General features: G+C 69.4%; 15 protein-coding genes. 11 read left to right on the forward strand and 4 right to left on the reverse strand.

The window, feature by feature from the left end; genetic code table 11:
* The 4 genes from VFF46_RS21975 to VFF46_RS21990 form a co-directional block, all read left to right on the forward strand.
* On the forward strand, positions 1–452 hold a 452-nt coding region (locus tag VFF46_RS21975; protein WP_325039060.1), incomplete at its 5' end, for an aminotransferase class I/II-fold pyridoxal phosphate-dependent enzyme.
* A gap of 136 nt (positions 453–588) precedes the next feature.
* Positions 589–792 carry a hypothetical protein gene (locus VFF46_RS21980; protein ID WP_325039061.1) on the forward strand — a complete coding sequence of 68 codons (204 nt, stop codon included), beginning with the start codon at positions 589–591 and terminating at the stop codon, positions 790–792.
* Positions 793–833: 41 nt separating this feature from the next.
* On the forward strand, positions 834–1,118 hold the full coding sequence (locus tag VFF46_RS21985; protein WP_325039062.1) for a ribbon-helix-helix domain-containing protein: 285 nt from the start codon (positions 834–836) through the stop codon (positions 1,116–1,118).
* Positions 1,118–1,528 (forward strand): type II toxin-antitoxin system VapC family toxin, encoded by a 411-nt coding sequence (locus VFF46_RS21990; RefSeq protein WP_325039063.1) that lies wholly within the window; start codon positions 1,118–1,120, stop codon positions 1,526–1,528. Before VFF46_RS21985 ends, VFF46_RS21990 begins: the two co-directional genes overlap by 1 nt.
* Positions 1,529–1,530: 2 nt before the next feature.
* On the opposite strand, the gene VFF46_RS21995 is transcribed toward VFF46_RS21990, so the two are convergent.
* Positions 1,531–2,418: a hypothetical protein gene (locus VFF46_RS21995; protein ID WP_325039064.1), complete on the reverse strand. Its 888-nt coding sequence runs from the start codon at positions 2,416–2,418 to the stop codon at positions 1,531–1,533.
* Positions 2,419–2,548: 130 nt separating this feature from the next.
* Here VFF46_RS21995 and VFF46_RS22000 point away from each other — a divergent pair, with 130 nt between their 5' ends.
* Both VFF46_RS22000 and VFF46_RS22005 read left to right on the forward strand, forming a co-directional pair.
* A complete protein-coding gene (locus VFF46_RS22000; protein WP_325039065.1) occupies positions 2,549–3,634 on the forward strand; it encodes a winged helix DNA-binding domain-containing protein in 1,086 nt (361 codons plus the stop codon).
* Between the two features lie 62 nt (positions 3,635–3,696).
* Positions 3,697–4,521 carry an aldo/keto reductase gene (locus VFF46_RS22005; protein ID WP_325039066.1) on the forward strand — a complete coding sequence of 275 codons (825 nt, stop codon included), beginning with the start codon at positions 3,697–3,699 and terminating at the stop codon, positions 4,519–4,521.
* Positions 4,522–4,536: 15 nt separating this feature from the next.
* Here the strand turns inward: VFF46_RS22005 and VFF46_RS22010 are convergent, their stop codons facing one another.
* Entirely contained in the window at positions 4,537–5,430 is an 894-nt protein-coding gene (locus tag VFF46_RS22010) for a LysR family transcriptional regulator (RefSeq protein WP_325039067.1), read from the reverse strand.
* Between the two features lie 166 nt (positions 5,431–5,596).
* On the opposite strand from VFF46_RS22010, the gene VFF46_RS22015 reads away from it, so the two are divergent.
* The gene (locus tag VFF46_RS22015) at positions 5,597–6,685 is read left to right on the forward strand and encodes a LysR family transcriptional regulator (RefSeq protein ID WP_325039068.1); all 1,089 of its coding nucleotides are present in this window, start codon (positions 5,597–5,599) and stop codon (positions 6,683–6,685) included.
* On the opposite strand, the gene VFF46_RS22020 is transcribed toward VFF46_RS22015, so the two are convergent.
* Positions 6,682–7,353: an NAD(P)-dependent oxidoreductase gene (locus VFF46_RS22020; RefSeq protein ID WP_325039074.1), complete on the reverse strand. Its 672-nt coding sequence runs from the start codon at positions 7,351–7,353 to the stop codon at positions 6,682–6,684. The genes VFF46_RS22015 and VFF46_RS22020 overlap by 4 nt on opposite strands.
* A gap of 80 nt (positions 7,354–7,433) precedes the next feature.
* Between VFF46_RS22020 and VFF46_RS22025 the strand changes: the two genes are divergently transcribed.
* Positions 7,434–8,048 carry a helix-turn-helix domain-containing protein gene (locus VFF46_RS22025; RefSeq protein WP_325039069.1) on the forward strand — a complete coding sequence of 205 codons (615 nt, stop codon included), beginning with the start codon at positions 7,434–7,436 and terminating at the stop codon, positions 8,046–8,048.
* Here the strand turns inward: VFF46_RS22025 and VFF46_RS22030 are convergent.
* On the reverse strand, positions 8,013–8,780 hold the full coding sequence (locus tag VFF46_RS22030; protein ID WP_325039070.1) for an SDR family oxidoreductase: 768 nt from the start codon (positions 8,778–8,780) through the stop codon (positions 8,013–8,015). The genes VFF46_RS22025 and VFF46_RS22030 overlap by 36 nt on opposite strands.
* Positions 8,781–8,811: 31 nt before the next feature.
* Here VFF46_RS22030 and VFF46_RS22035 point away from each other — a divergent pair, with 31 nt between their 5' ends.
* The 3 genes from VFF46_RS22035 to VFF46_RS22045 form a co-directional block, all read left to right on the forward strand.
* Positions 8,812–9,009, forward strand: coding sequence for a hypothetical protein (locus VFF46_RS22035; RefSeq protein ID WP_325039071.1), 198 nt, complete (start codon positions 8,812–8,814; stop codon positions 9,007–9,009).
* A 64-nt stretch (positions 9,010–9,073) separates the two neighbouring features.
* Complete coding sequence (locus tag VFF46_RS22040) at positions 9,074–9,766, forward strand: FadR/GntR family transcriptional regulator (protein ID WP_325039072.1); 693 nt, start codon at positions 9,074–9,076, stop codon at positions 9,764–9,766.
* Positions 9,767–9,810: 44 nt separating this feature from the next.
* Positions 9,811–10,137: GNAT family N-acetyltransferase (locus VFF46_RS22045; protein ID WP_325039073.1), on the forward strand; the 327-nt coding region annotated here is incomplete at its 3' end.

The raw sequence follows: 10,137 nt of genomic DNA on the forward strand, positions 1-10,137 counted from the left end.
GCGGCGCCTCCGGCGGCTACGTCTCCGCCCGCCGCGAGATCGTCGAACTCCTCCGCCAGCGCTCCCGCCCGTACCTCTTCTCGAACTCGCTGGCCCCGTCCGTCACCGCCGCCTCGCTCAAGGCCCTGGAACTGATCGGCACCTCCAGCACCCTCCGCGACAAGCTCGCCGCCAACACCACCCTCTTCCGCACCAAGATGACCGAAGCCGGCTTCGACGTCCTCCCCGGCGACCACCCCATCGCCCCGGTCATGATCGGCGACGCCGCCCAAGCCGCCCAGCTCGCCGACAAACTCCTCGACCTCGGCATCTACGTCATCGGCTTCTCGTATCCCGTCGTACCGCAGGGCAAGGCACGGATCCGCGTACAGCTGTCCGCGGCGCACTCGACCGAGGACGTAGAGCGCGCGATCGCGGCATTCACCGAGGCTCGGAACGCGCTGGCCGAATAGGTCCGGTCTGGATCACCAGACCGGACCCGCGCGTCCAGGCCCGCTAGAGTTGCCCGGTCCGCCCCCGGGTGAGGAGCCTGATGCGCCAGTCGCCGGCCAGTGTCGGAGAAGTGCTTTCGGTCTGCGTAGCCGCCGGATGCGCCGCGGAGAAAGGACCGGCGACGACCGCACCGTCGCCCGCGTCGTCGAGCTGGGCGCCGGTGACGTCGGCCCCGTCCGAGCCGGGCAACCGGCCGCCGAGTCCCGGGCCCTCGTGAAGGTCAACTGGCCGGCCTCGGTCTCCCAGCAGATCCGCCAACTCCTCCGCCTCCCCAAATACAACGAGAACGACTACAGCTGACTGAGGTACCGCGCGTGGTACCGGAGTGGTACCGTTGATGCATGGCCATGAACCTGAGACTTCCCGAGGAAACCGCCGCTGCGCTGCAGGCGGAAGCTGAGCGGACCGGCCAGTCTCAGCAGGAGATCGTCCGGGACGCGATCGGCCAGCGTCTGCACCTGATCGTCGAAGAATCGCTGGAGGCACAGATGACCGAGCGTCAACGCGCCTGGGACTCCCGCACGGTGCAGCCCGCCCGAGTGCCCTATCGCAAGGTGCGGCCACGCCTGCGGCTGCCGAAGGGCACCACGAGCCTCGGCCTGCTCGACCGCAACGACCGCTTCTGATGCGGGCGTACTTCGACAGCAGCGCCCTGATCAAGCGGGTCGTTGTCGAAGCGGAGTCCGACGTACTGGTCGACTACCTCGACACGTGCTACCGAGCGGGCGACGTGCTGGCCTCGTCCTCGCTGGCGTGGGTCGAGGTCTCCCGCGCCGTGCTCGCACGAGTGAAGTCGCCGACTGACGTCGGCGAGCTGATAGACGACGCGATGTCCGGTATCGACGAACGTCCGATGACCGGCGAAGTCGTCAGCGTCGCCCGCCGAATCGAACCGACGATCCTCCGCAGCCTGGACGCGCTACACCTGGCAACCGCAGTCCTGATCGACGCCGACGTCGTAGTCACCTACGACGACCGCCTCGCCGACGCCTGCCGCCGTAACGCCCTCACCGTTGCATCCCCGGGTCGATCCTGATCTCAGGTGAGGTGTTCGGCCAGGTCTGTGCGGTACCAGCTGCGGCCTGCGAAGATGTGGATGGCTGAGGCGCGGCTGATGGTCTTTGAGTTCGGCGGCGGCGGGTCTCCGTTCGGCAGCGCGACGTCGTACTTGTGCTCGATCGCCAGCTGGTCGCTCGCGCGGTGGGCGATGGTCAGCCGCTGTCCGTCGTAAAGGCCGACGTGGCCTTGGTGGACTGCGATTCCTATGACTCTCTGGACTTCGTTGCGCCAGGCCCGCACCGTCTCGTCGCGTATTTTCACCAGCGGGAAGCCGGAGTCGTAGCAGCACCAGGCCGTTTCACTGATCACGTTCAGGGCGTAGCAGTCGTCGACGGGCGGCAACCCGTGCCGGGTGTTGGAGAACTCCCAGTCGCTGGTCAGCTCGGGCGTGTACCTGATGAGGCCGGGCGCACCGATCGGTTCGGTGCCCGGGCCGTTGCCCCAGCCGAGGTTGCCGTAGACGCCCTCGTCGGAGTAGCCGACCCAGACTTGTCCAGACGCGGTTGTCTGCACATGCTTGATGCCATCGCCAAGTAGTCCTTCGGCGATCGGCTGCCCGATCGCGTCGTACACGATCGCGTTGGACGGTACGTCGTCCCCCCGCCGCGGCACCCGCTTCCCGACGAGAAGGAACGCACCGCCCGGCATCGACTGCACGGTCGGGAATCGGAACCGATAGTCAGGAATCTCGACCGTGTGGCACGGGTCCGGCGTATGAAGGACAGCGCGCACCCCGACCGGGCGGGTGAGCGGCCCGAGGTGGACGTCGCTCGTCAGCAGTCCTCCGGCGTCTGCCGACTCTGCCCACAGAGCAACTGCCTCGCCGGAGGGGCCGACAGACACGCTCACGAGGTCGTCGCCGCGCACGGGTGGCTCGAGATCGGCGACGTGGTCCAGGGAGAGTCGGGTCGGCCTTCGGTACGGCATGACCTCAGGGTGGCAGGGCGCGCCTGTGTAGACCATGTGATTTGTCGGTGGGGGTTGGCAGGATGCGGGCATGGTGGTGATGAGTTCGCGGGCGGTTAATCGGGCGATGTTGGCTCGGCAGTTGTTGTTGGTGCGGGAAGCGGTGGCGGCGGCTGCGGTGGTGGGGCGGTTGGTGGGGATGCAGGGGCAGGAGGCCAAGCATCCGTATGTGGGGTTGTGGTCGCGGATTGCCGGGTTCGAGGAAGCGGAGCTGGATCGGGCCGTTGCCGCGCGGGAGGTGGTGCGGGGGACGATGTTTCGGGGGACGTTGCATCTGGTGACCGCGGCGGATTACCTGCGGTTCCGGGTGACGGTGGCGCCGGTGCTGGCGGCGGGGTTGAAGGTGCTCGGGGAGCGGGCCGCGGGGCTGGAGCCGGAGAAGGTGGTCGCGGCGGCGGAGAAGTTGCTGGCAAAGGAGCCGTTGACGTTCACCGAGGTGCGGGACGCGCTGCAGCAGCAGTTCCCGGACGTGAACGAACGGGCGCTCGGGTTCTGTACGCGGATGCTGGTGCCGCTGGTGATGCACCCGGCCGACGTCCGCTGGTCCTGGACGGCGAACTCGAAGTTCACGCCCGCCGAGGAGTGGATCGGCAAGAAGCTCCACAAGTCCGCCGAGCCCGCGGAGCTCGTCACGAGGTACCTCGCCGCGTTCGGACCGGCGACGCCCGCGGATTTCCAGACCTGGTCCGGCCTGCAGAAGGCCAAGCCGCTGTTCGACGGACTCGACCTGGAGACGTTCCAGGACGAGGCCGGCAAGACGCTGTACGACGTACCGGACGCGCCCCGGCCGGACCCGGACACGCCCGCGCCGGTGCGGTTCCTGCCGGAGTTCGACAACGTACTGCTGTCGCACGCGAAGCGGGAGCGGATCATCGCCGACGAGCACAAGCCTGCCGTCTTCACGAAGAACCTGCGCGTCAAGGCGACGTACACCGTCGACGGCTTCGTCGCCGGGCTGTGGACGAGCGAGCAGAAGCGCGGTGTGGCAACTCTCACGCTGACGCCGTTCGGCAAAACGCTGAAGAAAACGCAGGCCGAGCTGGAGCGGGAGGGCAGCGGGCTGCTCCGCTTCCTCGAGCCCAACGCCAAGTCCTACACCGTGGTTACTGCCGGTTAATGAGGTTGTTGTCACACGTCGGATGACTGGGCCGGAAACCTTTTGCCGGGTGGAATGGGCAGATGAGCACAGTCCCCTCCATCACTCTGGACAACGGCGTCGAGATCCCGCAGCTGGGCCTGGGGGTCTGGCAGGTCGAGGACTCGGTGGTCACCGACGTGGTGGCGACGGCGTTCGAGACCGGCTACCGGCACATCGACACCGCCGCGATCTACGGCAACGAGGCCGGCGTCGGCCGGGCGATCGCCGCGTCCGGCATCCCGCGTGACGAGCTGTTCGTCACCACCAAGGTGTGGAACTCCGACCAGGGCTACGACAGCACGCTGAAGGCCTTCGACACCAGCCGCGCGAAGCTCGGCCTGGAGACCGTCGACCTGTACCTGATCCACTGGCAGTCGCTGCAGCGGGACCTGTACGTCGAGACCTGGAAGGCACTCGAGCAGCTGTACGCCGACAAGCGCGTCCGCGCGATCGGTGTCTCGAACTTCCACGAGCCGGCGCTGCGGCGGATCTTCGAGGAGACCACGATCCGCCCGGCGGTGAACCAGATCGAGCTGCACCCGGCGCTGCCGCAGGACGAGCTGCGCGCGTTCAACGCCGAGAACGACATCGTCACCGAGGCGTGGAGCCCGCTGGCCTCCGGCGAGCTGCTCGGCAACGAGGCGCTCGCCACGATCGGCGCGAAGTACGGCAAGTCGCCGGCCCAGGTGATGATCCGCTGGCACCTGCAGCTCGGCAACGTGGTGATCCCGAAGACCGTCACGCCGAGCCGGATCCGGGAGAACTTCGAGGTCTTCGACTTCGCGCTGGACAACGACGACATGGCCGCGATCGCGGACCTGGAGACCGGCCGGCGCACCGGCGGCGACCCGGACGTCTTCGGCTGAACGCCCAGGCGTCGGCTAAACCAGTTCGAGAAACCGCGCGAGTACGGGTGAGCGGTTGTCCGGCGACCAGGCGACGGAGAGTTGCCAGGGTGGTAGGTCGTCGGACAACTCGCGGTACACCACGGCGTCCGGGTTCGACGGTGGGGTCGGGCCGATCAGCAGCGAGACGCCGAGGCCGGCCGCTACCAGCGACACGATCGTCTGTACGTCGGCCGCCTCCTGCTCGATCCGCGGCGTGAACCCGGCCGCCCGGCAGAACCCGGCGATCGTGTCGTACACCGCCGGCCCGCTCGACCGCGTGTAGAACACGAACGGCTCGTCCGCGAGCTCCGCGAGCCGCAGCCGTTTCCGCCGCGCCAGCCGGTGCCGGGCCGGCAGCGCGACCACGAGCCGGTCCTCGGCGACCACCCGTGACGTCAGCGTCGGTGCGAGCTGTACGACGGCGCCGCCGCCGTCCGGCGTACTCGGCCGCATCAGCCCGACGTCGATCCGCCCGTCGCGCAACGCCTCGGTCTGCCGGAGCGTCGTCCAGGCCTCCAGGTCCAGCACGACCTCGGGATACGCCCGCCGGAACCCGCCGAGCAGCCGCGGCAGTACCTCGAACGTCGCCGACTGCACGAACCGCAGCCGCAACGTCCCGAGCTCGCCGCGCTGCGTCCGCTGCGCCGCGCGGACTGCCTCGTCGGACCGGCGCAGCAGGTCCCGCGCCTCGGCGAGGAACGTCTCCCCCGCCGCCGTCAGCACGAACCGGCGCTTCACCCGGGCGAACAGCTCGACGCCCAGATCGTGTTCCAGGGCGGCGATCTGCCGGCTGAGCGACGGCTGGGTGAGGTGCAGCCGGACGGCCGCGCGCCCGACGTTCAGCTCCTCGGCCACGGTCACGAACGACTTGAGCTGCCGCAGTTCCATGGCAGACATCATGCACCAGGCACATGAACTCCGTGCAGAACTTTCATTGGACGTATCAAGGCGCTGATTCCTACTGTCGAAGACATGCACTACGTTCCGTTCACCGTCATCAAGTCGATCCACGAACAGACCCATTCCGCGATGCCGGACGCGCCGCAGCGTCCGCATGTCCCGAAACGCCATCCGCTCCGCGACGCCGTCCGCCGGTGGCACGAACGCCGTACACGCGAACGCCGTACACCGGTCAAGGAGTTGGACGGTCTGTGCCAAGCTGAGGTCCGTGATCGAGGTACGACGCCTGCGGGTGTTGCGCGCGCTTGCTGACCACGGCACCGTGACCGCGGCCGCCGAGGTGCTGCACCTGACACCCTCGGCGGTCTCCCAGCAGCTGGCGGCCCTGGAGACCGAGGTCGGCCAGGAGCTGCTCGAACGCCGCGGCCGCCGCGTGTCGATCACCTCCGCCGGCCGCCTCCTGCTCGCCCACGCGGACACGATCCTCGCCGAGGTCGAACGTGCCGAGGACGCGATGCGGCTACACGCGAACGGCACGAACGGCGAGGTCCGCGTGACGGCGTTCGCGACCGCGATCAGCCTGCTGGTCGCGCCGGCGCTCACCCGGCTGCGCGAGACCAGCCCCGGTCTCAGCCTGGTCGTCCGCGACGCCGAAGGCCACCAGGGCATCACCCAACTCCTCGACGGCGACGCCGACCTGGCGATCGCCGTCGAACACCGCGGCTCCCCCCGCCCCGACGACCACCGCCTGACCCGAATCCCCCTGTACGCCGAACCCTTCGTCGCCGTCCTCCCACCCGCACACCCAGCCGCCGCATCCCCCTTCACACCCGGCGCGGCCGCTTCAGTCACCCCTCCCAGCGCGAACCCGGGCGGCGCGGGCGCGGGCGGCGCGGGCGCGCTCGAGCTCGCGGCGCTGGCGAACGACGACTGGGTGATGCCGGCGCCGGGCAACCCGATCCGCGACGTCGTGCTGCTCGCCTGTGAGCAAGCAGGGTTCCAGCCGCGGATCGTGCACCAGTCCGACGACTTCCGCGCCGTCGCCGCCCTGGTCGCGGCCGGCGGCGGAGTCTCGCTCGTCCCGCGCCTCGCCGTACCTGAACCGACCCTCGCCCTGATCCGCCCACTCCCCGACCCGGCCCCCACCCGCCGCGTCTACGCTGCCGTCCGTACCAGCCGCGCCGACCATCCGCTGATCACCGCGACCCTCGCCGTCCTGACCGAGGTCGCCGAGAAGCTCTAGTTGGAGATCACCGCGGTCTTGCGGAACAGCGCCGCGTCGTCGACGGCATCGAGCATGTAGGTAGCGACGTCAGCGCGGGTAATCGTGAAGCCGCCGCGGACAGTGCCTTCGGTGGTACTGCGGAACGTGCCTTTCGCAGCACCGTTCGTCAGCCGAGGCGGGCAGACGATCGTCCAGTCGAGTGGACTGCCGGCGATCAGTTCCTCCATCCGGCGGGCATCCGCGAACGACTCCCGAAGCAGCCGCTGGAGCAACGGTTTCACGAGGTACTTCGTCACCGGACCGTCGTTGCCCGTGTGAATCCCGGCCACGCTCACGACGACGTACCGCCGTACGCCGCCGTCCTGCATCGCCTGCGACGTGCTCCGGGCACTCGACGTCAGTACGTCGCTCGGGCCCTTCGGCCGTGGACCCAGCGCGGACAGTACGGCGTCGTGACCGGCGAGGACCGGGGCGATCGAGGACGGATCCATGACGTCGGCGGTCACCACCTCGGCCAGGCCACCGGCGACCCCGGCGCGGGCCGCGACCAGCCGGAGCTCCGGGAGCGGCACCTGCAGGGTCGAGCCCTCGCGGACGACGGCCGTGACCGTGTGCCCGGCCGCCACCGCTTGACGCACCAGCTCGGTCCCGATCCGCCCGGACGCTCCGAACACCACCAGCTTCATCGTCAACCCCTCCAGGTTAGTAAACACTCACTCACCATGGTTAGTGAACACTCACCAACCTGTCAAGGTAGGGTGCGGGCGTGGGCACCCGAGACGAGATCCTGGACGCGGCCGCGGACGTGCTGCGGACCCAGGGATACGCGCGGGCCACCACCCGGTCGATCGCGCAGTCCGCCGGGTACTCCGAGGCCGCGCTCTACAAGCACTTCGCCGACAAGTCCGCGATCCTGCTCGCGGTCCTGCACGAGCGGATGCCGACGCTGCCCGGTTCGCTGAAGGAACTGATCGGCAACCCGGGCAGCGGTACGGTGCGCGGCAACCTGACCCGGCTGGCCCGGACCGCGATCGACTTCTACGTCGAGGGTTTCCCGATCCTGGTCTCGCTGTTCTCGTCCCGCGAGCTACTGACCGCGCACCGGCTCCGCCTGCACGAGCTCAACGCCGGTCCACATCGCGCACAGGAAGGCCTGGTGCTGTACCTGCGGGAGGAGCAGAAGCTCGGGCGTATCCGGCGTACCGCCGATGTGCCCGCCGCGGCGGCGTTGCTGTTCGGGGCGTGCTTCCAGCGCGGGTTCGAGGTGAACTTCAGCGGTACGACGCCGTCGGACGCGGAGACCGCCCGGTACGCCGCGGCCCTCACCAAGACGCTCTACGAATCGCTACGGCCGGCGACGGCCGTCCAGTCCGACGGTTGACACCCGCGCGATCAGCGCCCGCGGGGTGTATCGCGCGGCCGCCGCGATCAGCTTGTACCGGCGGCTCGGGATCGAGATCGCCTTGCCGCGCATCAGGTCCTTCCAGGCCGCGTCGACCAGTTCGGTCGCGTCCAGCCACAGGAAGGACGGGATGACCGACTTGTCCATCTCCATCCGCTCGTGGAACTCGGTGTGCACGAACCCCGGGCACAACGCCATCACCGCGACGCCCTTGGCATGCAGCCCGGTCGCCAACCCGGCGGAGAAGCTCGTCACCCAGGCCTTGTGCGCGCTGTAGATGTTCCGCTGCAGGAATCCGGCGATCGAGGACACGTTGATCACCGCGCCCGAGCCGCGTTCGATCATCGGGAGGATCGCGGCGTGCGTGAGCCGCAGTACGACGCGAACCAGCAGGTCGAGCTGCTTCTCCTCGACGTCGACCGGGTTCTCCCAGAAGGGCTTCTTCTGCCCGAAGCCGGCGTTGTTCACCAGTACCTCGATCGGCCCGGTCCGGAAGCGTTCCTCGACCCGGGCCAGCTCGTCCCGGTCGGTCAGGTCCGCGGCCAGCACCTCGCACTCGACGCCGTGCAGCCGCGCGATGTCGGCCGCGACCTCCTTCAGCCGTGCCTCGTCCCGGGAAACCAGCACGAGGTCGTACCCCTCGACCGCCAGCTTCTCCGCGAACGCCCGACCGATCCCGGTCGCCGGCCCGGTCACGAGCGCAGTCGGCATGCTCCAGCCCTCCGTCGATGACGCCACCAGTGTGTCACTTACCTTGGCAGGATGCTGGCAGACATCGACACCTGCCGCCCCGGTGCTGGGCGCCGTACTGGCGGAGCTGCCGGGGCGGCGGTACGTCTACTCGAACGGGTCGGCGTACCACGCGGAGCAGGTGCTCACCCGGCTCGGGCCTTCTTCGGGAAAACGTCTGATGACTCACGCGCGTGACGCGGCCGAGTAGGCGGAAGGTGGCGGATGTGACCAGGAGTGGTCTGAGGACTTACGCTTCGGGGGGAGGTGAGGGGATGGCTGCTACGGACAAGGCGCTGGCCGGGTTGCGGCAGATGATCGCGTCCGGGGAGCTCGGGCCGGGGGCGAAGTTCCCGCCCGAGCCGGAGTTGTGCGACCACCTGGGGGTGTCCCGGAGCTCGTTGCGGGAGGCGGTCCGGTCGCTCGGCGCGCTCGGCGTGATCGAGTCCCGGCACGGCTCGGGGACGTACGTCTCGGCGCTCGACCCGGCAGCGATCATCAGCCGGTTCTCGCTGTCGGTCGAGCTGATCCCGCTCGAAGGCGTCCTGGAACTGCTGGAGGTACGCCGGGTCCTCGAGTCGCACGCCACCGCCGCCGCGGCCGCCCGCCAGGACCCGGACCTCGCCGAGCACCTCGGGAAGGTCCTCGACCAGCTGGAGTCGACCACCGAGGCGACCGAGATCCAGCACCTGGACGCCGAGTTCCACGGCCTGATCTGCAGCGCCGGCGGCAACCCGACCGTGACCGCGCTCACCGAGGTGATCCGCGGCCGTGGCGGGCACTACCGGATCTTCGAACCGGGCGCCGACTTCGACGCGATCAAACAGACCAGCGATCGCGGGCACCGCGCGATCCTGTCCGCGATCCTGACCCGCGACCCGGCCGCGGCCGCCACCGCCGCGTCCGCGCACATCGCCCAGACCGAGCTGTGGCTGCGCGCCCTCCGCCCGGAGCCGCGCCCCGCATGACCCACGAACCACGCCGACCCGACCTGGGCTCGCCCGCTCGAGGGGTGAAGTGGAGCCTGCGCCCCGCGACCGCCGCCGACCTCGAGGACCTGGCCGAGCTGCGCGCCGTCGTCATGCGCCCCGACCTGGAACGCCTCGGCCGGTACGACGACCACCGGGTCCGGCAGCGCCTCCGGGACGCGTACACCCCGGAGTACACGCGGATCATCGAGGTGGACGGCGTACTGGCAGGCTCGATCACGCTCCGTCCGGCCGCCGACGAGCTGTGGCTCGAGCACTTCTACCTCGACCCGCGGCGCCAGGGTCAGGGACTCGGAACCGCAGTCCTCAGAACCGTCCTGGACGGCACCGACGCGCCGGTCAGGCTGAAC

Origin of the sequence: Kribbella sp. (assembly GCF_035655035.1) — a bacterium.
In the GTDB taxonomy this organism is placed as follows: domain Bacteria; phylum Actinomycetota; class Actinomycetes; order Propionibacteriales; family Kribbellaceae; genus Kribbella.